Annotated in this window: 23 protein-coding genes and 1 pseudogene; 15 read left to right on the top strand and 9 right to left on the bottom strand. The window is 60.0% G+C overall.

All coding sequences use genetic code 11. The annotated features are described in order from the left end of the window. Positions 1-8 precede the first annotated feature (8 nt). From K0P03_RS35345 to K0P03_RS35325, 5 genes are all read left to right on the top strand, one after another. Entirely contained in the window at positions 9-431 is a 423-nt protein-coding gene (locus tag K0P03_RS35345; RefSeq protein ID WP_272792137.1) for a DUF4964 domain-containing protein, read from the top strand. After that, a complete protein-coding gene (locus tag K0P03_RS35340) occupies positions 322-1,047 on the top strand; it encodes an IS6 family transposase (RefSeq protein WP_272792201.1) in 726 nt (241 codons plus the stop codon). The genes K0P03_RS35345 and K0P03_RS35340 overlap by 110 nt, the downstream gene beginning before the upstream one ends. Before the next feature lie 173 nt (positions 1,048-1,220). Beyond that, positions 1,221-2,051 (top strand): sulfite exporter TauE/SafE family protein, encoded by an 831-nt coding sequence (locus K0P03_RS35335; RefSeq protein ID WP_272792259.1) that lies wholly within the window; start codon positions 1,221-1,223, stop codon positions 2,049-2,051. A gap of 59 nt (positions 2,052-2,110) precedes the next feature. After that, positions 2,111-3,046 (top strand): LysR family transcriptional regulator, encoded by a 936-nt coding sequence (locus K0P03_RS35330; RefSeq protein WP_272792260.1) that lies wholly within the window; start codon positions 2,111-2,113, stop codon positions 3,044-3,046. Positions 3,047-3,058: 12 nt separating this feature from the next. After that, complete coding sequence (locus K0P03_RS35325) at positions 3,059-4,477, top strand: amidase (protein WP_272792261.1); 1,419 nt, start codon at positions 3,059-3,061, stop codon at positions 4,475-4,477. 229 nt (positions 4,478-4,706) lie between these two features. On the opposite strand, the gene K0P03_RS35320 is transcribed toward K0P03_RS35325, so the two are convergent. Together K0P03_RS35320 and traA are read right to left on the bottom strand one after the other, a co-directional pair. Beyond that, positions 4,707-5,402 carry a DUF6118 family protein gene (locus tag K0P03_RS35320; protein WP_272792262.1) on the bottom strand — a complete coding sequence of 232 codons (696 nt, stop codon included), beginning with the start codon at positions 5,400-5,402 and terminating at the stop codon, positions 4,707-4,709. A 22-nt stretch (positions 5,403-5,424) separates the two neighbouring features. Further along, positions 5,425-8,757 (bottom strand): Ti-type conjugative transfer relaxase TraA, encoded by a 3,333-nt coding sequence (traA, locus tag K0P03_RS35315; RefSeq protein WP_272792263.1) that lies wholly within the window; start codon positions 8,755-8,757, stop codon positions 5,425-5,427. A 258-nt stretch (positions 8,758-9,015) separates the two neighbouring features. On the opposite strand from traA, the gene K0P03_RS35310 reads away from it, so the two are divergent. Together K0P03_RS35310 and K0P03_RS35305 are read left to right on the top strand one after the other, a co-directional pair. Further along, positions 9,016-9,312 (top strand): mobilization protein, encoded by a 297-nt coding sequence (locus K0P03_RS35310; protein WP_272792264.1) that lies wholly within the window; start codon positions 9,016-9,018, stop codon positions 9,310-9,312. Positions 9,313-9,347: 35 nt separating this feature from the next. Further along, on the top strand, positions 9,348-10,997 hold the full coding sequence (locus K0P03_RS35305; protein WP_272792265.1) for a type IV secretory system conjugative DNA transfer family protein: 1,650 nt from the start codon (positions 9,348-9,350) through the stop codon (positions 10,995-10,997). A gap of 137 nt (positions 10,998-11,134) precedes the next feature. Here the strand turns inward: K0P03_RS35305 and K0P03_RS35300 are convergent, their stop codons facing one another. From K0P03_RS35300 to K0P03_RS35270, 7 genes are all read right to left on the bottom strand, one after another. Next, a complete protein-coding gene (locus K0P03_RS35300) occupies positions 11,135-11,452 on the bottom strand; it encodes a helix-turn-helix domain-containing protein (RefSeq protein ID WP_272792266.1) in 318 nt (105 codons plus the stop codon). Further along, positions 11,436-11,819 carry a type II toxin-antitoxin system RelE/ParE family toxin gene (locus K0P03_RS35295; protein WP_272792267.1) on the bottom strand — a complete coding sequence of 128 codons (384 nt, stop codon included), beginning with the start codon at positions 11,817-11,819 and terminating at the stop codon, positions 11,436-11,438. The genes K0P03_RS35300 and K0P03_RS35295 overlap by 17 nt, the downstream gene beginning before the upstream one ends. A 52-nt stretch (positions 11,820-11,871) precedes the next feature. Further along, positions 11,872-12,201 carry a stability/partitioning determinant gene (locus tag K0P03_RS35290; RefSeq protein WP_272792268.1) on the bottom strand — a complete coding sequence of 110 codons (330 nt, stop codon included), beginning with the start codon at positions 12,199-12,201 and terminating at the stop codon, positions 11,872-11,874. After that, on the bottom strand, positions 12,198-12,869 hold the full coding sequence (locus K0P03_RS35285; RefSeq protein ID WP_272792269.1) for a ParA family protein: 672 nt from the start codon (positions 12,867-12,869) through the stop codon (positions 12,198-12,200). The genes K0P03_RS35290 and K0P03_RS35285 overlap by 4 nt, the downstream gene beginning before the upstream one ends. Before the next feature lie 281 nt (positions 12,870-13,150). Continuing rightward, a complete protein-coding gene (locus K0P03_RS35280) occupies positions 13,151-13,861 on the bottom strand; it encodes a helix-turn-helix domain-containing protein (RefSeq protein WP_272792270.1) in 711 nt (236 codons plus the stop codon). Between the two features lie 196 nt (positions 13,862-14,057). After that, positions 14,058-14,270 carry a ribbon-helix-helix protein, CopG family gene (locus K0P03_RS35275; protein WP_272792271.1) on the bottom strand — a complete coding sequence of 71 codons (213 nt, stop codon included), beginning with the start codon at positions 14,268-14,270 and terminating at the stop codon, positions 14,058-14,060. A gap of 291 nt (positions 14,271-14,561) precedes the next feature. Further along, a complete protein-coding gene (locus tag K0P03_RS35270; protein WP_272792272.1) occupies positions 14,562-15,950 on the bottom strand; it encodes a hypothetical protein in 1,389 nt (462 codons plus the stop codon). A gap of 181 nt (positions 15,951-16,131) precedes the next feature. Here K0P03_RS35270 and tnpB point away from each other — a divergent pair, with 181 nt between their 5' ends. The 8 genes and pseudogenes from tnpB to K0P03_RS35230 form a co-directional block, all read left to right on the top strand. Next, entirely contained in the window at positions 16,132-16,425 is a 294-nt protein-coding gene (gene tnpB / locus K0P03_RS35765; protein WP_080600525.1) for an IS66 family insertion sequence element accessory protein TnpB, read from the top strand. Between the two features lie 208 nt (positions 16,426-16,633). After that, entirely contained in the window at positions 16,634-17,443 is an 810-nt protein-coding gene (gene phnC / locus K0P03_RS35260) for a phosphonate ABC transporter ATP-binding protein (protein ID WP_006473175.1), read from the top strand. Beyond that, positions 17,440-18,288, top strand: coding sequence for a phosphate/phosphite/phosphonate ABC transporter substrate-binding protein (gene phnD, locus K0P03_RS35255; RefSeq protein ID WP_046802286.1), 849 nt, complete (start codon positions 17,440-17,442; stop codon positions 18,286-18,288). Before phnC ends, phnD begins: the two co-directional genes overlap by 4 nt. A gap of 70 nt (positions 18,289-18,358) precedes the next feature. After that, positions 18,359-19,165: a phosphonate ABC transporter, permease protein PhnE gene (gene phnE, locus K0P03_RS35250; protein WP_006473411.1), complete on the top strand. Its 807-nt coding sequence runs from the start codon at positions 18,359-18,361 to the stop codon at positions 19,163-19,165. A 13-nt stretch (positions 19,166-19,178) separates the two neighbouring features. Next, positions 19,179-20,177, top strand: a complete 999-nt coding sequence (locus tag K0P03_RS35245) for a phosphonate dehydrogenase (RefSeq protein WP_003501101.1) — start codon at positions 19,179-19,181, stop codon at positions 20,175-20,177. A 12-nt stretch (positions 20,178-20,189) separates the two neighbouring features. Next, positions 20,190-21,110: a LysR family transcriptional regulator gene (locus K0P03_RS35240; RefSeq protein WP_003501100.1), complete on the top strand. Its 921-nt coding sequence runs from the start codon at positions 20,190-20,192 to the stop codon at positions 21,108-21,110. 340 nt (positions 21,111-21,450) lie between these two features. Next, positions 21,451-22,053 (top strand): recombinase family protein, encoded by a 603-nt coding sequence (locus K0P03_RS35235; protein ID WP_003501098.1) that lies wholly within the window; start codon positions 21,451-21,453, stop codon positions 22,051-22,053. Beyond that, positions 22,046-23,100, top strand: a pseudogene (locus K0P03_RS35230) (DDE-type integrase/transposase/recombinase); the annotation flags it as partial. The gene K0P03_RS35235 and the pseudogene K0P03_RS35230, both read left to right, overlap by 8 nt.

The following is a 23,100-nucleotide window of genomic DNA, read 5'->3' as shown; positions in this document are numbered from 1 at the left end:
TTCCAAAAATGACCGATCCCCGTTCGGGCCGTGCGCCGGCCACGCCACTCATCGTCCACGACCCCTTCATGAGCGTCTGGTCGCATACCGATGAGCTGACCCAATCCTGGCCGACGCACTGGACCGGCAAGAACCAATCGATGGCGGGCATGGCCCATATCGACGGCAAGAGCTATCGCTTCATGGGGCTGGTGACCCGCACCGGCATGGAGGGCCTGTCGCAAATTTTCTTGGTTAACGGCCTGTTGACCACCAGCGGAGAAATTGCCGCTCCCAATGTAGCGGAGCGTAGCCATGATTCTGAATGCCATTGCCGACAAGCTGAAGCGCCAATCAAAGGACGACTTCAAAGGTCGGCATTTCGAGGCATGGCTCATCATGCAGGCGGTGGCCTGGTATCTGCGCTATCCGCTCAGCTATCGAGACCTTGAGGAGATGTTTCGGGAACGTGGTTTCGAGGTCGATCACAGCACTGTCAACCGCTGGGTTTTGGCTTATGCGCCGATGATCGAGAAGCGGCTTCGCCAGTTCCGACGCCCGCATTGTGGTTCGATCCGGATCGACGAAACGTACGTGAAGATCCGCGGCAAGTGGCGCTATCTGTACCGGGCGATCGATAAGCATGGAAACCCGATGGATTTCCTGCTGGCGGCCAGGCGCGACCTGGATGCTGCAAAGAGGTTCTTCCGCAAAATGCTCAAAGACGAGCCCCTGTTATCGCCTAAGAAGATCGGCACGGATGGAGCGAATACCTTCCCATCCGCGATTAAAGCATCGGTAGATGATGGTCTGCTTCAGCCCAACCCCGTGCACTACGTCACAAAGCATCTCCAACAACGCATCGAGAGTGACCATTTTCGGGTTAAGAAGAACATGCCCAAGATCGGCGGCTTCCAATCCTTCAAAACGGCGCGTCGGACAATCGCAGGCTTCGAAGCCATGCTCTGGCTGAAGAAGGGCTTCGGCTTTTCCGGCGTGTGGACCGTAAATGATCAGAACGATCTGCTCGCGCACCTCTTCGGACTACAAAAGGTTAACAAAGCATGAAAACGAGGACGCTCAGTGGATAATTGCGCGCTCCGAAAATGTTTGCGACAAGCCCCTGCAATATATTCCGCCGGTAATACCCTAACTTCTGAACGGACCGATCAGTGGGGCACGCGCGATCCTCGACTGCGTGCCCCCGATTTTTGGTCGATGAACCAGCTGCTAGGCGCGGAATGCTGCCGGACTGTTCCCTCTTCGATGGTGACGCGGTGGTCGACGCGCTCATTCGGTCCACCCGCTTCAGGGCGAAGCAAGTTAAAAGAATCATTTTGGTTCGAAAGGCAAATGCAGTGAGTGGTAACCTTCTCGTTCTGTCGGGGCTGGTAATATTTATTGCTGCATTCGTCCAAGGCGCAACAGGGCTCGGGTTTGCATTGATTGCGGCTCCAGTTATCGGGTTGATTAACCCGCAATTACTCCCTGTTCTGATTCTCGTTTTGATGATTCCATTGAACCTATTTGTGGCATGGCGGGAGCGCCGCGCCGTCGATGTTAAGGGCGCGGCGTGGATCATGGCAGGACGTGTGGCAGGCACAGCAGGCGGGTTGTGGCTGCTTCTTGCCATCCCTCTTAACAGCCTCAACCTCCTTGTCGGGGTATCTACGATCCTCGCTGCATCAGCCTCTCTGATTGTCTCACCGTTCAAACCGGGCAGCCGAGCGTTGATCGCGGTTGGTGCCATCACGGGAGTGACCGAGACGGCCACAGGAATTGGCGGACCGCCACTGGCCCTGGCCTACCAACATCGACCTGCACCGGTACTACGCTCAACGATTGCGACATGTTTTCTGCTGGGGGAGATTCTCTCTCTCGTCGTGCTTGCGGCTTCAGGTCAAATCGATGGCGAGCAAATCCGAATCGCTTTGCTCCTTCTTCCTGTCCTGGGCCTTGGTGTGCTGCTGAGCAGCCTTGTTCACCACAGGATCGATGGTCCCCTCGTTCGAACTCTCGTTCTCGCCTTCGCATTGCTTTCGGGTATCGTCGTCACAATCCGAGGCTGGTAATGACACCGATTTCCTCCGGAATGTGACTAGATGGTCTGAACAGTCGCTGGAATGGTTCCATGGAGCGCCGACAACTGGAATACTTCGTTGCAGTCGCAGAGCACGGCGGATTTGGGCGTGCGTCGGCAGCACTGAACGTGACCCAGTCGGCAATTTCGCAAGCCATCGGGCAGTTAGAGAGAGAACTCCGTACCAAGCTGTTTCTGCGCACCGGCCGTCATGCGAATCTTACCGCAGCGGGCCACGCCGCCCTAACACCGGCGCGGCAAGCGCTAAGGGATCTCGGCACAATTCGTGCGGTTGTTGCAGATGTGATGGGCCTGGCAGGCGGGCGACTGGACATAGCGACTTTTCCCCCGCTCGCCGAATGGCCGGTCGGCGCGGTTGTTGGTGCATTCCGGAAGAAACATCCCGCCGTAACGATACACATCAAAGGTCCCACTTGGGCGCGCATACCGGAAGTCGCTGAAATGGTCCGGGATGGTCGGTGCGAGCTAGGGTTCACTGACGATAGCGAACTTGCGCATGGCCTGATCGCACATCCTCTTGCGCACCAAGATTATGTCGGGGTTCTGCCACCCGAAACGCCTATCGCAGACAATGGCGTGATTTCACTTGAGGACGTCGTGGCACATGGCCTGATCGTGGGGCCGTGGTGGGAAACATCGCCTCCATACTTGGAGCTTCGGGCGAACTATCCGGATCTGATGCAGAATGCAATCGCTGTTCGAATTGAATACCGGGAAGCATACGTTCCACTCGTCGTCTCCGGCGCGGGGGCTGCAATTCTACCGAGATTTGTCGGGGAGCTCGCTTCTGCAGCGGGCGCTACGGTAGCGGAATTGGCCCGCCCGATTTGGCTCAAAACTCTTCTGGTTCAGCGGCCCGGAGACATGGCGCCCGCAGCGCGAGAGTTCCGCGATGTTACCTTGCAGCTCTATGGCGGAGTAGAAGCGCCGGCCGATACTCCTGCAAGCCAATCACTTCCAACATGACGGGATAGCAAGATGACGTGTATCGACGAGATTACGACGAAGCCTGCACAGGTATTAGCCGGGTTGATTCGCGAGCGCGAGCTCTCATGCCTGGAAGTTACATCCGCTTTCTTGAAAAGGATCGATGATATCAATCCAAAGATAAATGCATTTTGCACCGTCCTACACGAAGCGGCGCTCGCTGCGGCGGCGCAAGCCGATCAAGCCTTCAGAAGCGGGTCTCCGATCGGACCGCTCCACGGCCTGCCGGTAGCGCTCAAGGATTTGACACCGACTAAGGGAGTTCGAACCACCCGCGGCTCACGTCTTTTCGAAAACGCCGTGCCAACTGAGGACGTTGAACTCGTCAGGAGGCTCAAGAAAGCCGGAGCCATTCTCATTGGCAAAACAAATACTCCGGAGTTTGGGCATAAAGGCGAGACCGATAATCTCATTTTCGGCCCGACTCGCAACCCGTGGCGTCTTGATCGGACTCCTGGCGGATCGAGTGGCGGCTCAGCAGCTGCTGTAGCTGCGGGATTGGTCCCGTTTGCAGAGGGTAGCGATGGCGCGGGATCGATCCGAATCCCGGCGAGTATGTGCGGAATCTTCGGCTTCAAACCAAGCTACGGGCGAGTGCCCGATGTCGCCGGTCCGTTCTCCAGCCACACTCCATTTTTCCACAATGGTCCCCTGGCGCGAAGCGTGGGCGATGCCGCGTTACTGTATCAGGCGATGGTCGGAGCCGACAGCTCCGATCCGTTTTCCGTCCCAGCCGACCAGGATGCGCTGATATCTCTTGACCACGGTGTTGCCGGCCTGCGAGTGGCATTCAGCATGAATTTGGGATATTTTGAGGTGTCCGATGAGGTGAAGCTAGCCTGTACGCGGGCCACAGAGGCGTTTTCGGCGCTAGGTTGCGTCGTTGACGAGGTGGAGGTGGGCTTCGACGGTGACTTAGAGGCGGCTTTCTTCACCCTGTGGTGCGCAAAGTTGGCGACGGTCTATTCCGGCATTACGGACCGCGAATTCTCGATGCTGGAGCCGGTGGTTCAGGGCCTGATCGAACGAGGCAGAGAATTGAGCGCCGTCGAGTTTGGCCGGGCAAATCTCGTCCGCGAAGTCGTTTGGGGCAGGCTGTGCTCTATTTTTGAGAAGTATGATGTGTTGATCTGCCCAACAACAGCGGTTCCCGCCTTTTCTATAGAGAATGGGCCACCCGGTACGATCAACGGCGCGTCGATTAATCGCCTTCTGGGCTGGTTCCTGACTTATCCCTTCAACTTCACAGGAAATCCCGCCGCATCCGTTCCGTGTGGATTTTCTCATGACGGCCTCCCGATCGGGATGCAGATTATCGGAAGGCGTCTCGATGACGGCTTGGTTTTGCGCGCTTCCCGCACGTTCGAGCGTCTATCTCCTTGGCCCAAACTAGCAAATCCAAGCTCTTAACGATCGTGCCCGTTAGGTGAGGTATAGCTCAGGCCAATGGCTGGCCGGCCATGCTTCTACTAAAATGATAGAGCGCGGCCGGCGTTCGCAGCGGCCCGGAATCCAAGCCTCGAAGTGTCGCAAAAGTCTGTCGCACAAATTTGACTTTTGCCCCTGACTTTTGCGACGGAATTTCCCCTGAGAAATCAGCGCCCGTGATTTTGTCGCGAATGCTAGGATTTTTGCGACGTTACGGCGCCGGCACTGAAACCTCACATGTCTGCGCCGTTCCTGTCTGCCGCGCCGCATCCCGGCAAGCCCGGATCGCCTCGGCGTTCTCCTGTAGTAGGGTGGATGTGTAAACCAGGTTGCGGGCGCCCTCGGGGTCGGCGGCATACATGAGGTCGCTGCCGGCCGTCCAGCGATCGGCGTTACCGGTGGCGAGCGCGGCGAGATAGCCGCCGCCTGGCGCGAGGGCGGCGACCAGCGGGAACAGCACCAGGCCGGCGACGAGCGACGCGACGGCTGTCCAGGCGAGCGCCCGGCGCTGCTGACGCCGATCGCGCACCGTGCCGATCATCCGGGCGAGTTGGTGACGCTCGCGCTCCGTCTCGCGCGCTTCACGGTCGAAGGCCTGAACGGCATTGCGCAGAAGTTCGGCCCCGGCCGACGCGACGGCGCGGCCGTGCTGTTCGGGCGTGAGTTTCAGGGCGGGGTGCTCTTCATAGGATGCAAGGCGTTCCTCGACCTCACCGATCCGCTCGGAGATGACGCCGAGGGTCGGCGCGTAATCGGGCGGGCGGGCGGATTCGAGCTGGTCGAACAGGGCTTCGATCGCCCGCCGCTGCACGTTGATTTCGGCGCGAAGATCATCGAAAGCGCGTGCCGCCTCGTCCTGCTCCTCGTCGCCGTGCCGGTCCTGCCCGTGCTGCGTTTCTTCCGCCATGCCTTCTCCTGACCGCCCTGCCCTATCGTTCCATTTCGATGCCGCGGCTGAGGCGAAGCCCCTGCGACAGCTTCTGCTCAAGCATCTGGGCCGCCTGCCGCTCCTGCAACGCCTGGCCAAGCGTGCTGTCCCGGCCGATGCCGAGTTTTTCGGCCTGCGATTTCATGGCGGCCTCGGCTTGCGGGTCGCGGCCGATCGTATGCGCCACCTTTTTCATCTGGCCTTCCACCTGCTTACGCTCGGCGTCGTGCTGCCAACCTGAAAGCGCCTTGTGCTGTGTTTCGAGCTCGGTCCAGCGCTGAACCAGGCGCTCGGCCCGCACGTTCGGATCGGCTCGCAAACCTTCCTCGCGCTCAATACCGGCGACGAGCTGCGCTGTGCGCTCCCGGCCCGAAAATTCCGCCATCGCGCGGCCCATCTCCGGATCGTGCCGGAAGGCCGAACGCATGGTGCTGACCGCGCCAAGCCGTTCCTGGTCGAGCGCGGCGCCGGCCTTCTGTAAATCGAGCTTCTGGTGTTCGAGGATGGGAAGGTCTTTCGCTGCCATGCGTTCGGCCGCGTGAAGCGCCTGGGCGTAGCGGTCGACCGCAACCGCAAACCCGTCCTGCATCCTCGATCGCAACGGTTCTGCCGTCTCCCTCCCCTTCCCGGCTGGCAATGACACGCCGGCAAAGCGGTCCGGCCCCTGGCGCTGCTGGTTCCCCTGCTCCGGGCCGCGCGAAAGCCGAAGGCCGGCGAACTTGGCCACCCGTTTCGGCGACTCCTGGCGGTCGCCGGGGAGATCCTCGGCCTTGTTTTCGACACCGGCCCATCCCACCTTCCCGCCGCTCGCGGTTTCGTGAGTTTGGTCCCGGCTCTGCTTCCCAAGCCCCCCGCCCAAGCGGGTCGGGACCGTTTCAATCACATGCGACGAAACCTCCCGTTGCCGTGCCTGCTGTCTGGCCTGCGGAATCTCGATCTCGCTGCGAATGCCAAGCTCTTCGGCGAGGCCGCGCCGTTCGGCGTAGGCTTTAGCGTAATCGAGCGTGGTTTCCTTGAGACCGGCCCGGCTGAACGTGGCCGACAACGCCTTTTCGTCCTTGAACTCGTCACGGCCGGCATGGAGCTGAACGCTGTCGCGGTGCCGCGTCATCGCCACATAAGTCAGATGCCGGTCCATCGTGCCGGACGCCAGCACAAACGCCCGATCGACGGTCGACCCTTGAGTTTTGTGGATCGTCGTCGCATAGCCATGATCGAAGGCGGCATAATCCCGCGTCGATATGGAAACGCTCCGGATTTCTCCTCCCCCTGGCCCTCCCCTCGATCCGTCCAGCTCGGCCGTGAGCCGACCCGTTTCCACATGACTGACGGTGCCGAGCATGCCGTTCTTAACGCCAAGCTCGCGATCGTTCTGCAAAAACACGATGCGGTCGCCGGCGGCGAATTCTCTCTTCCCGGCATTGGTCTGGAAACTGATCTCGCCGGCGGCTTCACCCTTGGCCAACTGCCCGCGTTCCTGGCGCGCGGATCGAATGTCGGCGTTGAGAGCCCGGACATCGACACGCCGGTGCGCCATCGCCACCCGGCTCGCTTGAGGCCGCTGCTCGAGATCGGCCATGTAATCGCGCACGATGTCGGCTCGAGCGTTTTCCCGGGTGTCGGCAAACCGGATAGCTCCCCGCTCCGCATAGGCGGCAAGCCCCTCGGCCGTGCGGTGCCTGGCGAACGAAACCGACGCCTCTCGGCTCCAGTCCTCGCGCTGCCGGCGCACATCTTGCAATTCGGCAAAGCCTATTTGCTCGGCGATCGCCCGGAACGGCGCGCCGGCGCCGATCGCCTGAAGCTGCTCATGATCGCCGACCAGGACCAGTTTCGCACCGGATCGCTCGGCCTCGCCGACGAAGCGGGCGAGCTGACGCGATCCGACCATGCCGGCCTCGTCGATGACGAACACGTCGCCGCGGCCGATCTCACCCTTGCCTGCCTGCCAGCCATATTCCCATGACGCCAGCGTTCGGGACGCAATGCCGCTCGATTCCTCCAACCCCTCGGCCGCCTTGCCGGCGAGCGCCGCACCATGGACGCGATACCCCTGGCGCTCCCATGCTTCCCGCGCGGCTGCGAGCATCGTGCTCTTGCCGGCCCCTGCAAGCCCGACAACGGCAGCGATGCGCTCCGGGCCGGTGATGTGCCCGATCGCCTCCCGCTGCTCGCTGCTGAGCCCCGCAGCGCCGATCTCACCGCGCTCGACCTGGCCGGCGGTGCTGGCGAACACACCCGCCCGGATCGCCGAATCCTGACGGTCGAGCGCCTGGCCGACATGCGCGCGGTCCACACCATAGCCGTAAGACTGCGACAGCCGCTCCGCCGCTCCCGCCATGCGGCCCTCGATCTCGACCATCTCGCGGGTCGAATAGCGCGCCAGTTCCGCTCCTTCCGGCCCGTCCATCTTTTCCGGCTGCAACTCGACCAGCGCCGGCGACGCCATGACGGATGCAAAGGCATTTCTGAAAGCGTCCGGATCGTCGATATAGCGATGCAGCGCCCGCGCCACGTCGTGCCGGTCGAACACGCTCTTCTCGTTCGTGATGAGCGAAAGAACCTGCTCCGGCTTTTTCCGGATCAGCTCGGCGTTGCGTGTCGCCGCCTCAGCATCCAACCTCGTTCTGGATACGGCCAGGCCCCGCCTGTCCATCTGCGAGGCATGAACGCCCATATGCTCGGTTGGCTCGATCTCAAGGCCCCGCTCGGCGTGAGAACGATGGTCGATACGCGCCTCGATGCCGGCCCGCGCCAGATGCTCGTTCGCATGATGCTCCCAGGACTGCCGGATTTCCCGAAGCTGCATCATTGAAGTCGGCTGACCGTCCGAAAGCAACCGCGCGTTCTTCAATTCGATCGCCGTCTTGTCGCCAAGCCCGTCGGCCTCGACCCGCCGCGTCGTCATCATCACATGCGCATGATGATTGCGAATGTCCCCTGCCCCGTGCGGCTCATGGATGGCGAAATCCACCGCCGTCCCGTAGCGATCGGCCAGGCCCTGGGCAAAGTCCCGCGTTAGCGCAACCCGCTGCTCGGCCGACAGTTCATGCGGCAAGGCAACCTCGAACTCGCGGGCGACACGGGCGTCTTTTCGAACCTCCGCCTTCTCCGCCGCGTTCCACAAAGCCGCCCGATCGCGCGCCCATTCGGCATCTGAGCCCGTAGGCAAAACAATCTCGGAATGCTCGACGCCCTCCTTGCGGGTGAAGTCATGCACCAGGCCGTCGCGCTCGTTCAATATCTTCGTCGCGGTTCTGTAAGCAGCCGCCGCGACCGCGCTTCTTCCCGAAGCCCGTGCGATCGGCTTCATGCTGCAATGATAGATCGCCAAATTGCGCGTTCCCGAAAACGAATCGCAGGCTATCAAGCACTGACTTGCGCAGCAAGTCGTAAGTGCGCCCTTAAAACTTCCTTCGCTTCGCTCTTTTCGTTATGGTGTAGCGCGCTGTAACAGCGCTGGCGGATCACATGTAGACTGTCGAATTCGACATTTGATATTGCGGAAATGGTGGATTGATGACCTGGAACGGTTGGCCTGCTGGACAGGTCTCGCTAGAACGTCGGCGACAAAAGCAGGAGACGAATGCCTATGGCCCGGAAATCAATCGAGGAACGGCTGGCGCAACTGGATGCGCAGCGAAAGACGCTACAGGCCAGGCTCTCCAAACAGGAACGCGTCAGGGACACGCGCCGCAAGATCCTGCTCGGCGCGCTCGTGCTGCACCGCCTCGAATCCGATCGTGACGAGGAATTCTCAAAGCGCCTCGGCGACTGGTTGCGCCGCGAGCTGCCAGGCTTTCTCACCCGCGATGCCGACAAGGAGTTGTTCGACGATCTGCTTGCCGCGCCTACCGGCACTCCGAGGACCGACGGAGCTGCATCGTGAACCAGGCAACCTTTGCATGGGCAGCATTCAAGAACATGATGCGCCAAACCGCCCGTGATCCCGTGTGGGCGATTGCCGCGCTGATCGCCGCTCCCTTTCGGGCCGGCCCCTACGTCCTGAAACTCGGCTTCTTCTTTCTGATCGTCGCCATCGCCCTGTTCTTAGGCGCGAGATACCTTCTGGACGCGATCGGCCTGCAGCCGGGCGACCTGCTTTGGATCGCCGCCGATGTGGTGATAACCGCCTTTCTCGTTGTCCTCGCCTTCCGGTTTCTGACCAATCCCATGATCGAGCATTTCGGCGGCATGGACGGCGACACGCATGGCACCGCCCGCTTCGCCACCAAGGCGGAAATCGCTCCCCTCACCCGCCAGGAATCCGGCCTGCTCGTCGGCCGCGACGGAAAGACCGGAAAGCTGCTGCGCTATGATGGTCCCGCGCACCTGATGACGATGGCGCCGACGCGCACCGGAAAAGGCGTCGGCACGATCATCCCGAATCTGCTCACCGCCGATCGCTCCATCATCTGCATCGATCCCAAGGGCGAGAACGCCAGGATCGCTGGCCGCGCGCGAGGAAACTTCGGGCCGGTCTATGTCCTCGATCCCTTTGGCGTAACCGGCAAACCATCGGCCGCCTACAATCCCCTCGATGCGCTCGATCCCGCCGGCCTCGATTTTGCAGAGGATGTAAATACCCTTGCCGACGCCCTGGTCCATGATGAGCCAGGCGCTGTCGGCGAGGCGCACTGGAATGAGGAAGCCAAGGCGCTGATCGCCGGGATGATCCTCCATATCGTCGCCCACGAGCCCAAGGACAGGCGAACGCTCGCCACCCTGCGCGAATGCCTCACCCTTGCCCCCGAAACCTTCACTGCGCTCCTGAAGGAAATGCAGCGGTCAGCCGCGGCCGGTGGCCTGATCGCCCGCGCCGCGAACCGTCATCTCGGCAAATCTGACCGGGAAGCCGCCGGCGTGCTGTCGGCCGCGCAGCGCCACACCCATTTCCTCGACAGTCCGCGCATGACCGCGGTTCTCGGCCGGTCGGATTTCGCCTTCGGATATCTCAAGCGCCATACCGCGACCGTCTTCCTGGTTCTGCCGCCCGATCGCCTCGGGAGCTATTCGAGATGGCTGCGCCTGCTCGTCACGCAAAGCCTCACCGACATGGCCAGGACCGCCGCAACCTCCCCCGCCCGGCCGGCCGACGCGTCGACCAGGCCGGTCCTCTATCTGCTCGATGAGTTCGCAGCCCTCGGTCATCTTGCGCCGGTCGAGCGCGCCATGGGCCTCATGGCCGGCTACGGCGTCCAGCTCTGGCCGATCCTGCAGGACGTCCACCAGCTTCGCGCCACCTACGGGCAGCGCGCCGGCACCTTCCTCTCCAACGCCGGCGTCCTCCAGGTCTTCGGCGTCAACGATCATGAAAGCGCCCGCCTCGTCTCCGATCTGCTCGGCCAGGAGACCGTCGTGTTCAAGCCCATGAGCCGCGCGCTCGATTCCGAAAAGTCCGGCCTCACCTTCGGCGAACAGCATGTCGGCCGGCCGCTGCTCACGCCCGATGAGGTCCGCAACCTCCCCCAGCATACCGAACTGCTCTTCATCGCCGGGCAACGCCCGATCGTCGCCGGCAAGCTGCAATATTACGCCGATCCTGAATTCCGCGGCATATTTGACCAGGGATGAGGGCAAACGGACCCGGCGCTAATAGCGCCGGGTCCTTCCTGAGAACGGCCCTCCGGCAACCTACGGCGCGATTCGAAAGCGCGGTCGCCTCCGGGCCGATCGCGGCTTCCGCCGGCGGCTGACCAACATGCAGAACCTTAAGCGATGGCTTGAAGTCCCTTTTTCTGCACCACCGTAAGCAACCGCAACGCCGGGCCTCCCGGCTTCTTCACGCCGCGCTCCCAATCCGACACCAGACCCTTACTCACATTGAGGTAGCGGGCAAAAACAGGTTGAGACAGACGCTCACGCTCCCGAATGGCGCGGATTTCCTCCGGCGCGAGCGTTTCAACAGCCGTAAGGCACGCCTCGTCAAACTCTCGCATTGTCTGTTTGTCGATAGCGCCGCTCTGATGGAAGCCTTCCATCATCTCGTGGATAGCCGCCATCGCCTCGCTTTTATAACCCTTGGCCATTGCAATTCACCTCTATCAGTCGGCCGGCTATTACTTCGGCGTGCATCTGCGCATCGGTAAAACTTAGCACCAGCTTCGCCGCCTTCTTGAAGGCCGCTTCTTCGTCATCTTCGAGATTCGCTATGTCACTCTTGGCAAACCCGAAGGCAAAAACGGCCCTTGTCTGCGTTCGGAAGAAAATCAACGTCCGAAAGCCGCCAGACTTTCCAGCGCCAGGCCGTGCGACCCGCTGCTTAATGAGACCGGCTCCTAAATCGGCATCTATAAGGCCACGTTCAGCGCGTTCTACTGCTTCACACAGCATGGCGTCGGAGATATTCTCCTTACGGGCAAACTTTTGAAACCTGCTGCCTTTGAAAACCCTCACGCGATTTCCTCATCCGCCTATATATGGCACTTAGCGTTACACTTCAAGGTATTCACCCCTCATCGTCTCTAAGAGCCGCCATTGCCCGCTCGATCGTCTCGGCAAGCGTGATCTCATGGCGGTCGGCATAGGCGTAGATCGCTTCGAGGGTATCGGCGCGCAGCCGTGTCGCAAACTGCTCTGTGCGGCCTGTCTTGCGCCGCGTGCGGCGCGCCGGCCGGCCGGGAGATGATGGAAACAGATCCGAGGCTTTCGGGGTTTCGCGAAATCCCGCCGCGCGTGTGGCGGCCTTGACCGCATTCGGATCGACGGGCGGGACCAGCGGCGTTTCCAGCTCATCGCCAAAGTCGAGCGTGGCGCGCTTCTTTTCGTCGCCGGTCATGCGTCCCCTCCCCTGGTGGCATTGATGACGGCTTGCGCGTATTCGCGCGCGTTTTCCTTGGCGGTTACCAGTCCAGACACATCGGACGTTTCTAGCTCGTGCAGCGTGCCTCCCAGGGAAAAAAGAGTTCGATAGGCCGCGCGGTCGATCAAAGTGGCCGGCAACACCGGAACCGCAGCGCCGGAAAACTGCCGTTCTATGTCGCGTGCCGTGCGCTCGCGGATCGCCGGCGGCACGCGCGTAAAGAACACGCGATAAGAGATTACCCGGTTCGCCACCTTCCACATTTGGCGGACCAACTTGACCGACTTCGCGGCCTCGGCCGCGTCCAGAACCGAGCTTTGCAGCGGAATCAGGACCAAATCCGAGCGCGCGACGGCAAAACCGATGCGATCCGTTGCCGTGCCTTCAAGATCGACAATCACAAAATCCGCGTCTGCGCGGGCGTCCTCGATCGTGTCGATGATGGTTTCGGCCGAGTCATCGACTATGATGCGTAGGGTTTCGGGCAGCGGCCGAAGCCTTGACCAGGCTTCAAGCGGCCTGTTGGGGTCCGCGTCGATCAACGCAACCTTGCGCCCGGCTGCCGCGAACTCACCGGCAAGCACAACGGCGGAAGTCGTTTTTCCGACCCCGCCTTTGCTCGAAACAAACGATATGACGGCCATTTGCCCTCCAGTCATCTGATAGCTAGCAGCATGTTAGCAGCAGTTGATTTATAAGCTGTTAATTCGCGACTAGCAATCAGCTTATAAAATGCTAACAGCTAGTAATCCGCTATCACATTTATGCACTACCCTTGCCGCAGCTTCTTCGAAAGCCCATTCGACATTGCCGCGAGTCCTGTCGCTGGCGGTTATTTTTGATGGTTCCGCATCCCGGCCCGCCCTATAAGCGGGCCGGAACCGCCGCAGGGCTGCGTAAGCAGCCCGGACAGCGGCGTCCGTTTCTATTTTTCCCTTATAGGAATAGAACCAAGTTGGGATTCAGTCCGCTTGGCGGACTCACGTTCTTTCACCATCTTTCCTAGCCTCGCGAGGCTTTGAGCAAGGGGGCTATCGCCCAGCACGAAGAGCGGCAGCTCATCGGGCGGCAGGCTGTCCTGGTGCGCCTTCAGCGCGTCCTGACGGGCTTCCAGGGCGTCGCTGTGGTCATCGGGAAGGGGAGGGGCCTCGGCGCGGCGACCGAGAAGCCGCAAAGCCCGCGCCGGCAATGACAGGCGGTAGGCGTTGCTGGTCTGCTGCACCTGGGGGCCGCGGCCCTCGTTGCCGGTCGGCACATAGCGGCGCAGCCAGTCGAGGAAGCCGTGGGCGCGAAGGTTCTTCAAGGCATTGACGATCGCGTCACGCGAGCGCCTGAGATAGCGTTTGAGGGTTTCAATCGACGGATCGAGCCGGCCGGTGCGAAAATTCACCAGATTGCCCATGAGCTCGAGTATCTCGATCGCCACCGAGCCGAGCGGACCATTGCGCGATCCGGGTTGACGTAGCGCCAGCTCGTAGCGCCGCGCCGCCAAAAGGATCTTGCGGACCTCCTGACGATCGGTGCGGCGCCAGAATACGCCCTCGCAGCGTCCCGCTGCACGGCTATGCCTTCGGACGGGCGTGCGCTCCCGTCCGGCCGGCGCTCCCGTGAGCACCGTCCCTATCTGTTCAAACATGGTCCTTCGTCCTCTCCGTCCTGGGAGGGCATGACACTGTGGACGGCGGACAAAGCTTCGCCGGTCCCTGCAAGAATCACTCTTGCGGGGCGGGGTCTGCTCGGCTAAATTGGGGGAGAGTTAGGGAGCCCTCCAATCTAGCCGGTTCCGAAATCCAAAAGCGCCAGACCGCTGCTAACGGTCGGGCGCTTTTCTTTTATGCCCTCTGCTTCTGCTCGAAATAAAACCTCAATGCTTCCTCGATGATCGCCGCGCGTGCTGACGCGCCGCGTTCTTCCTTGGTCTGATCGACAAGAGCAACCAGGTCCCCCGGAAGGTCGGTCGTCACCAGCACCCGGCCAGCCGCGCGCCGTCGCTCTCTATGAGCGATAAGTCTCTCGCGGGCTGTGGCAGGGTCCAAGCGACTCATGTGTTGCATGCAACGCTAAAATCGCTGATTCTGCAATGCCTTGGTTCAAGTCGTTGAAAACATGAAGTATCGCTTCCGCCGCCGACACTGGCCGGGTGCAAATCAGGCACGAATCGCGCCCGACTCAATCTCGGCCAGGGGTGGGAGGGGAGCACGAGGGGCGGGGCTATGGGGCACCCCTCGTCTGACCCGGTCGGGTCGATCCCGGCCCGGGTCAGCCCCCGCGCCAATAGAAAACGCCCGAAGCGGTGCGCTCCGGGCGTTTTCTGTTGTGCAAGGAAGTCTTGCTGCTTACTCGGCCGCGATCTGCATGGTGTCGGTCGTGCTGTCATTATCGGCATCATTATTCCGGTCCTCGGCCGGAGCGGCATCATCATCATCGGGCAACGTGAGCGGGGAGGGGAGCCAACCCTTGCCGTCCAGTTCCCTTGTCGCCTGCGCTACCGCCTCGGCCTTTGGGGCGCGCTCGATCGCCCTGGCTGCATCCTCGGAGCAACCGGCCTCGCGCATGATGCTGGCGATCGTCGATTTGGAAAGGTGGGCGAGGAATTCCGCATCCGGCGTCCACCACGCGCGCATGTCGAGAGCAACGGTTCTTGCGATCTGATCGGCCTGTTCGATGCGGCTGCGGCTGGCGTCATATCGGGCGGACACCGCATTGAGGTTCGCCGCCGTGACCACCGCCAGAAGCTCGGTCAAGACATCGGTCGGCTGTTCGATGAGCCATTCCCAAAGGTCGGCTGGGTCGCCGGGAAGACGATGGCCCCATCCGCCCACGATCTCTTTCCAGCCGGCAAGCGCTCGGCAGGCTTCCGGCTCCTTGATGCAGGGGTCCAGCGCCTTGCGCTCGCCCCTGATCTCGACGGCCGAATCCATGCGCAGATACTGGTAGCCGTCATGGAAACAGCGCAGCACCAGCGGATGCAGCATGGCGGCAAGCGCGATCTCCGGACGGTTCGCCAGTTCGACGCGAAGTGCTGCCGTGCGGACTGCCGTCAGTTCCTCGATGAGCGTGGCGGAGTATCCGGACGGCTCGGCGGGCTCGGCCGCATCGGGCAGGGCAGGGGCCTCGCCAGCATCGTCCCCATTCCGAGCACCATCACGCAGCCGGTCCAGCGCCTTGCGGTCCTCCGGCTTCACAAGCCCGCGCGTCACCTGAAGGGAACCGTCATAGGCGACTGCGACAAGGCAACCGGCAAGGGCCTGTTCTTCCGGCCGAAAACTTTCCGTCGCGTCCCTGATCGCCTCGATGCGCTGTTCGATTTCGGCAAGCCGCGCCTCGTCGGCCGCGATTTCAGGATCGCCCTCGGCATAGGCCTCGATCCGAGCGGCCAGCTCGTCAAAAGCCTCGGCAAGAGCGGACGATTCGGCCTGCTCCTCGTCGGTATGGTCGCGGCGCTCCGGGTAAATCCGGCCATATCCGGCGCTGTGGATGCTGCCGCCGTCGATGCTGATCTCCGCCCATTTCCAGCCCTGCGGCGAAAATTCTTCCGCGACCGTTTCCAGTTTTTCGCCCACCAGCCTCAACAACAATGGCCGATCGGTGAAGAATGTCGCGTCGTCCTCCGCGAACAGATCGCGCAGCACGTTGCCGCCTGCGGCCTCATAGGCGTCCACGCCGACAAAGCGGGCCAGACGGTCATTGCTGCGGACATGCTCGCTGGTCAGCGCCGCGCGCAAATTACTAGGTGTAGCGGCTTGCCAACATAAGCGCCTCTGCTCGCAAACATCGGCATTTTCTGCTCGAATTATCTGACAATGGAGCGGGCGTCGTGCTCACGCTCTTTGCCAATGTGCTCGCAAACATCCGGGTCTGCTTGCAAACATCCGCCACGTGCTCAGATTAATTGCCAGCGACGGCATGGTCAAACCGGGACGCCTGCCTGTCGTAGTTGCTCGGTCAGCTGACGGGAATATTCGGGATCAAGGGTGCCCGCCAGGAAGGCGCGGATATACGGACATGCGCTGTGGCTTTCCCTCCTTGGCGCTTCGGGTGCAGGAGGTTCTGCAGCATGATCCGTTGTCAGGGCATCTCTTCGTCTTCAGGGGCCGCAGATCGGATATTTTGAAGATCATCTGGCATGATGGTCTGGGCGCCTGCCTTTTTACCCGGCGGCTGGAGAAGGGCCGGTTTATCTGGCCGAATATGGGATAGCATCCGTCAAGGTGGTGTAGAATTGGGACCGGGCCGTCATGATCAGGCGGCTCTGGGTGAAATTTCTCCATCGCAGCTACGCGAGGAGGTAGAGCTGAGTTTAAGTGCTGTCATTGAAGTTTCACGAGCCTGATAAACGGACGTCATATGTCGCCCATAGTGATGCAAATATTCAATCGATGCACCACTAACGATCAGGATTATTGTGATGCTGGCTCTGAACGGAGTTGCCGTGACCTATGCCAACGGCACCCAAGCTTTGAAGACAACGACATTGACGTTCAACCAGGGTCAGTTCGTCGTGCTCCTCGGTAGATCCGGCGCAGGCAAATCTACCCTCATCCGGACACTCAACGGCTTGGTTGCGCCGACGTCTGGTTCGATCACTTCTAACGATATTGGTGCTCTGGATGCGGAAACTAAGCTTCGCATTCACCGAAGGCGAACTGGGATGATATTCCAGCAGCACCAACTCATAGGGCGCTTGAGCGCGCTCGACAACGTCATGACGGGCCGCCTGGGCTACCACTCTGGCTGGCGTACGTTGTTCCCTATGCCGCGTTCGGATCGAAGGCTGGGGTTGGAATGCCTTGAACGCGTAGGCCTTCTTGATAAGGCTCTCGTCAGGGCGGATCAACTATCCGGCGGTCAGCAGCAACGGGTGGGCATTGCGCGCGCGCTGGTCCAGAAGCCCCAACTGGTCCTTGCAGATGAGCCCGTTGCAAGTCTGGACCCTGAAACGGCTGTCGAGGTCCTGTCGCAGCTTCGCGAAATATGCACAGCCGACGGCATCACTGCTGTGATCAGCCTTCATCAGATCGATCTAGCTCGCCGGTTCGGCGACCGGGTCATTGCTATGCGCGACGGGGAAGTGGTTGCGGACGCCGCTGTCGACGAACTGACCGATCAAATGTGTGCGTCGATCTACCGCAGCGCCCCAAGAAATCCGACCACAACACAAGATTTGTCCAACTACGAGTATGATCAACCTTTAGCTGCCATGGAGGCCGCATTATGAAGAAGCTTCTGTCCCTCGCATTCCTCGCCGTTCTTGGCTGGAGTTCGTTGGCGCATGCTGGCTCAAATCCAGAGACATTGCGCGTCGCGTTGCTACCGGACGAGAACGCCGCCACTGTCATCAAAAACAATCGTCCTCTCGAGGAGTATCTTGAGAAGACACTCGGTCGGGAGATTGAACTGATCGTAACGACCGACTACTCGTCAATGATCGAAGCGATGCGTTTCGGCCGGCTTGAGTTGGCTTATTTCGGGCCGCTCTCTTACACGCTCGCGAAAACCAAGGCTGATATCGAGCCTTTCGCAGCAGTTATGAAGGATGGCGAAACTACCTATCGCGCTGTAGTTGTCGCCAATGCAGAGGCTGGCATCGAAAGCCTTGAAGATGCAAAAGGGAAAAAGGTCGCGTTTGGGGACGTGGCTTCCACCTCAAGCCACCTTATCCCGAAATCTATGCTGCTTAAGGCCGGAGTTGAGGCTGGAAAAGACTATAGCGAGAACTTCGTAGGGTCGCATGATGCCGTGGCTATTGCAGTGCAGAATGGCAATGCTCAGATTGGCGGACTTTCGTTGCCCATCTACAATTCAATGGTCGCTCGTGGCACCATTGATCCTAAGAAAGTTATCGCCCTCGCCGAGTCCGATCCGTTCCCGCAGTACCCCTGGACCATGCGGTCGGATCTTGACACTTCGTTGAAAGAGGCGATCACCAAAGCCTTCATCGACCTTAAAGACGAAAAGGTATTGGCATCCTTCAAAGCCGATGGGTTCGCTCCGATCGATGACAAAGCCTACGACGTCGTCCGTGAGCTCGGTAAAGTGCTGAACTTGGACCTGAGTCAGTAAGGCGCGTTCGAGACAGTTTCTCACCTTTCGACGCAGGCGCTGGCCTGCGTCCTTTCTTCCAGGATATGTGATGACACAGCCGTCGGCCGACTACGACTCTATCCTTCAACATCAAAACAAAGCTTGGACCAGAGCTGGCGTGATCGCGTTGGCAATTGCGTGTGTGATCATTGTTAGCAGTTATCACTCCGGTCTTCTTGATCTGGAGCGTCTGGGATCTGGGTTTCCTGCGCTCTGGCAGCTCGGTACGGAAATGTTTCCCCCGGATTTCAACCGAGGCTTGGAGTGGATCAGCCCTCTCATCGACACTCTGGCGATGAGTATAGCTGGGACTGCGATCGCGGTACTGATATCACTTCCAGTTGGCTTTTTCGCCTCAGGGAAAACAGCACCCAACGCTGTCATCTATATGATCTCGCGTGGATTGTTGAATGGTCTACGGTCGATCCCGGAGCTGATTATGGGCATCGTCTTCGTGGCGGCAGTGGGATTTGGAGCGCTCCCAGGCGTGCTGGCTCTTGGTCTTCACTCGGTTGGCATGGTGGGCAAGTTCTTTGCGGAGGCGATCGAGCATTGCGATAATGCGCCTATAGAAGCCGCACGCGCAGCTGGTGCGTCGCCGTTCCAGATCGTGACGCGGGCGATCTTGCCACAAGTTCTACCGCAATTGGCCGATGTGACCATCTATCGGTGGGAGTACAACTTCCGCGCCTCGACAATCCTGGGCACTGTGGGAGCTGGTGGTATCGGTTTCGAGTTGATGACATCCCTCCGGATCATGAATTATCAGGAGGTTCTTGCGATCATGCTCGTTGTCCTTCTGATGGTCACCATCGTTGACCAGGTCGGCGCTCTCCTCCGCCGCCAGCTGCAATAGAAGGATAAATTAAATGCTCCCAAAGGTAGTAATCACCCATCGCGTCCACGAGGAGATTATCTCAAAGCTATCTCCCCACGCTCGTTTAGTTTGCAACGATACTGATGATACATGGCCCCGCGAGAAACTGCTCGCAGAATTGAGCGACGCCAAGGCGATGATGGCGTTCATGCCGGACATGATCGACGCGTCTGTACTCGCGCACGCTCCCGATCTTCAACTTGTGGCATGTGCGCTGAAAGGCTTCGATAACTTCGACATCGAAGCCTGCACGCAGCGTGGAGTCCACGTCACGATAGTGTCCGATCTTCTCACTGACCCGACAGCCGAACTTACAATCGGTCTGATGATTGCTCTTGGGCGGCACATTCTGCCAGGCGACAAGAGCGTCAGGAGGGATTACAAAGGTTGGCGCCCTCGGTTTTACGGCCTTGGGCTGCAGGGCACAGCAATCGGCATTTTAGGGATGGGAGCGATCGGAAAAGCTATAGCACAGCGCCTAAGTACCTTCGGCGCCATTGTGTCGTACTGGGATCGTCAATCCCTGGACAAAGCCGATGAGATCAGACTGAACGTAAAGCCTCTTGAATTTGACCAGTTGATCTCGTCGTCTACCTTTCTTGTGTGTGCACTCCCGCTTTCGGCCGAAACGAAGCATCTCCTCGGCGCTGAACAACTCGCCAAAATGCCCAAAGGAGCACTTCTTATTAATCCTGCACGCGGAAGCGTGGTTGATGAAGAGGCTGTTGTCGCTGCATTGCAGGCGGGGCGCTTGGGAGGCTACGCCGCTGATGTTTATGAGATGGAGGACTGGGCCAGACCCGACCGGCCTGACAAGGTCCACGGGGGTCTCCTCAATCGCGAACATGATTCGATCTTGACACCCCACATAGGCTCAGCAGTGGCGAAGTCGCGTTTGGCTATCGAGCACGAGGCTGCTGACAACATTATAGATTTTGTCCAAGGCCGAAGACCTCGTGCGGCAATTAACGAGGTTCAACTAATTCCTTGATTAGAGAAAGTAATGTTTAGCCTTTCGCATGTCGCAGCATTCATAGAGGTAATCGAAACTGGCAGCTTTCACGAGGCGTCGCGACGGCTTCAGATATCCCAACCGACTGTCTCACATAATGTGAAACGATTGGAGGATATACTAGGGGTGCGGCTGGTCGAGAGGAGGAAGGACAAGTGTGTGCCGACTCGGCAAGGGCTCGTATTCTTGCCATTCGCACGCAGCCTTTTGACCGTCACGAAGAGATCTCTGGACCGCCTGCACAGCGGCCGGATTACGTTGGGTGCCAGTACTAACATCGGTACCTATATTTTGCCAGTCCACTTGAAGCGTTTACAGGATGCTCAAGGCCGGCCACCTGAGGTGGCCGTTGCCTCAAATCCTGAAATCATCGAAAAGCTCTTGAGGAAGGAGATTGATCTAGCCTTTACCGAATGGTGGGACGATCGAAAAGGATATCAAGCCCGCCTTTGGCGGAAGGAAAAGCTGGTAATAATCGTATCCCCACAGCATAATTGGAGGACGCGAAAAACAATTGAAGCGGCAGAGTTATTTCAAGAGTCCCTCATTGGCGGAGAACGTGGAACCGGTACCGGATCCGTGCTCCGCGAGGCCTTCGGCCAAGCGGCAGAGCAATTCCCAATCTCATTCAATGTCGGGAGCACTGAGGCTGTGAAGCATGCAGTTCGAGCTGGTCTCGGCATTTCGATCGTGATGAGGAGCACTGTCCTCGATGAGCTCGCGTCGGGTAGGCTTTATGAGGTTTCTGTTGAGAATGTGGTTCTCGAAAAGTCTGTGTGGGCTGTACATCCCGTACATATGGAGGATGGTTCACCGGAAGCAATCGCGCTTAAGGTTATACTCGATGCGAGCGCCCCTCTGGGTGACCTAGAGCACGTCCACATTACTCGGGGTCATATCCGCAAGATTTGAAGTAGTTGGCGCATTCCTGCGGCTCGAACATGGTAACGGCCTGGCCGACCGCATCCTTTGGTATCGCCGCCTCAATTCCCGGAGTATCCCATACAAGGGGGACAAGATCGGGGACCGCCCGATTTTCGATGCGTAAGGTTCCCTGCTCCATGTCGCGAATATTCGGCCGTCAGACACATAGTTGGTTTCCATGGATCGTTTGTCATAAACGAGGGTTTTTGAGCATGCCATAGCGCATGCCGTCACGCCCCTTGAATGGCGCGATGGAATCTTCTCAAAACTGTTATAGAAACGGTTGTCGCAAAATGCTATGTGTCCAACGACTTTCAAGAACATTTGGATGGCTATGCGGGTCGGGTACGCCAGGGTCAGCACGATCGATCAAAATCCGGAGCTTCAGCTTGAGGCGCTGAGACGCGCCGGTTGCGAGAAGGTGTTTACCGAGCGCGGGTCAGGCGCTCGCGATGACCGCCCGGAATTGGGCCGAATTCTCTCCGACGTGCTTCGCACTGGTGACACGCTCGTTGTCTGGAAACTCGATCGGTTGGCGCGATCGCTAAAGAAGCTCATCGCGACGGCGGAAGAGTTGGAGCGCGCGAAGATCGGGCTCGTGTCCTTGACCGAGAGCATTGATACGACGACGCCGGGCGGCATGCTGACCTTCCATGTCTTCGGTGCGATCGCCCAGTTCGAACGTGCTCTGATCCGCGAACGCACGACGGCTGGACTGGTCGAGGCGCGGCAACGTGGCCGCAAGGGTGGCCGCCCGCCCGCGATGCGCCCGGGCGATATTGCCGCGGCGCGCGCCCTGATGAAGGAAGGCAGCATACCGGTACGCAATATTGCGCAGCGCATGGGGGTTTCTGTTGCAACCCTCTATCGTCATATCGGCAAGAAGGGTGGCTCTCCCAAAACAGTGGAATCCGAGGACGTCCATGGCTGAGCGGAGAAAGCGGCCGCCCGGAGAGGCTCTTGTCGATCTTCGACGCCGATTGTCGCTGCTTTCTCCCCGTGATCCAGGCCGTACCGAGATTGTTGCTCGTGCCGCCGATGCCTACGGCATCTCGATCTGGACCCTGTATCGGGCGCTGCGGGAGTTGAACCGCCCGAAATCCGTACGGCGCGCCGATCACGGAACCTCCCGGATCGCCCCGCAGCCGGAGATGGAAACCTATGCCGAAATCATCGCGGCCCTGAAGATCAGAACGGCGAACCGGAAGGGGCGGCATATCTCCACGGCGCGCGCCATCAAGCTGCTTGAGGAAGACGGCGTGGTGACGCCCGATGGCCTGGTCCGTGCACCGCCCGGCATCTTGAAACGCGCAACGGTCGATCGGCTGCTGCGTGTTTCCGGCCTGGATTATGCGCGCGTCACCCGCCCGGTGGCTGCCGTCCGATTCCAGGCGCGGCGTTCCAACGAACTCTGGCACTTCGACATGAGCCCGTCCGACCTGAAGCAGGTGGAAGCGCCGCTTTGGGTCGAGGAAGGGCGCGGCCGGCCGACGCTGATGCTGTTCTCCGTGGTCGATGATCGCTCCGGCGCGAGCTATCAGGAATACCGCTCCGTCTACGGCGAGGACGCGGAGTCCGCCTTGCGCTTTCTCTACAATGCCTTCGCCGCCAAGCCTGAACCGGAACTGCCGCTTCAGGGGATTCCAACGACCATCCATATGGATAACGGGCCGGTGAGCCGCTCGCGCGTTTTCCAGTCCGTCATGGGTAGCCTTGGTGTCCGGGTTCTCACGCATATGCCCCCGTCGGACAGCGAGCGGCGCACGCCGGCGCGAGCGAAAGGCAAGGTCGAGCGGCCGTTTCGCACGATCAAGGAAGTGCACGAGACCCTCTATCATTTCCACAAGCCGAAGGACGAAGAGGAAGCCAACCTTTGGCTCAGGCGCGCCTTGGTCACCTACAATAACGGCGACCATCGCACAGAGTCTCATGCACGCATCGAGGATTGGCTGCGGCATCTTCCTCCTGACGGGGTGCG

Source organism: Shinella sp. HY16 (assembly GCF_028534175.1).
In the GTDB taxonomy this organism is placed as follows: Bacteria; Pseudomonadota; Alphaproteobacteria; order Rhizobiales; family Rhizobiaceae; genus Shinella.
Note: the sequence above shows the minus strand (reverse complement) of the source record. Positions and strands in the feature narration are given on the sequence as shown.

Excerpts from the sequence above, each read along its gene's own strand:
- K0P03_RS35310 (WP_272792264.1), top strand. The coding sequence starts at position 9,016 with ATGGCCCGGAAATCAATCGAGGAACGGCTGGCGCAACTGGATGCGCAG.
- K0P03_RS35280 (WP_272792270.1), bottom strand. The coding sequence starts at position 13,861 with ATGTTTGAACAGATAGGGACGGTGCTCACGGGAGCGCCGGCCGGACGG.
- K0P03_RS35335 (WP_272792259.1), top strand. The coding sequence starts at position 1,221 with ATGCTGCCGGACTGTTCCCTCTTCGATGGTGACGCGGTGGTCGACGCG.
- K0P03_RS35325 (WP_272792261.1), top strand. The coding sequence starts at position 3,059 with ATGACGTGTATCGACGAGATTACGACGAAGCCTGCACAGGTATTAGCC.
- K0P03_RS35235 (WP_003501098.1), top strand. The coding sequence starts at position 21,451 with ATGGCTATGCGGGTCGGGTACGCCAGGGTCAGCACGATCGATCAAAAT.
- K0P03_RS35300 (WP_272792266.1), bottom strand. The coding sequence starts at position 11,452 with ATGGCCAAGGGTTATAAAAGCGAGGCGATGGCGGCTATCCACGAGATG.
- K0P03_RS35285 (WP_272792269.1), bottom strand. The coding sequence starts at position 12,869 with ATGGCCGTCATATCGTTTGTTTCGAGCAAAGGCGGGGTCGGAAAAACG.
- K0P03_RS35330 (WP_272792260.1), top strand. The coding sequence starts at position 2,111 with ATGGAGCGCCGACAACTGGAATACTTCGTTGCAGTCGCAGAGCACGGC.
- K0P03_RS35320 (WP_272792262.1), bottom strand. The coding sequence starts at position 5,402 with ATGGCGGAAGAAACGCAGCACGGGCAGGACCGGCACGGCGACGAGGAG.
- phnD (WP_046802286.1), top strand. The coding sequence starts at position 17,440 with ATGAAGAAGCTTCTGTCCCTCGCATTCCTCGCCGTTCTTGGCTGGAGT.
- phnC (WP_006473175.1), top strand. The coding sequence starts at position 16,634 with ATGCTGGCTCTGAACGGAGTTGCCGTGACCTATGCCAACGGCACCCAA.
- K0P03_RS35305 (WP_272792265.1), top strand. The coding sequence starts at position 9,348 with ATGATGCGCCAAACCGCCCGTGATCCCGTGTGGGCGATTGCCGCGCTG.
- K0P03_RS35245 (WP_003501101.1), top strand. The coding sequence starts at position 19,179 with ATGCTCCCAAAGGTAGTAATCACCCATCGCGTCCACGAGGAGATTATC.
- K0P03_RS35240 (WP_003501100.1), top strand. The coding sequence starts at position 20,190 with ATGTTTAGCCTTTCGCATGTCGCAGCATTCATAGAGGTAATCGAAACT.
- K0P03_RS35345 (WP_272792137.1), top strand. The coding sequence starts at position 9 with ATGACCGATCCCCGTTCGGGCCGTGCGCCGGCCACGCCACTCATCGTC.
- K0P03_RS35290 (WP_272792268.1), bottom strand. The coding sequence starts at position 12,201 with ATGACCGGCGACGAAAAGAAGCGCGCCACGCTCGACTTTGGCGATGAG.
- K0P03_RS35275 (WP_272792271.1), bottom strand. The coding sequence starts at position 14,270 with ATGAGTCGCTTGGACCCTGCCACAGCCCGCGAGAGACTTATCGCTCAT.
- tnpB (WP_080600525.1), top strand. The coding sequence starts at position 16,132 with ATGGTCAAACCGGGACGCCTGCCTGTCGTAGTTGCTCGGTCAGCTGAC.
- phnE (WP_006473411.1), top strand. The coding sequence starts at position 18,359 with ATGACACAGCCGTCGGCCGACTACGACTCTATCCTTCAACATCAAAAC.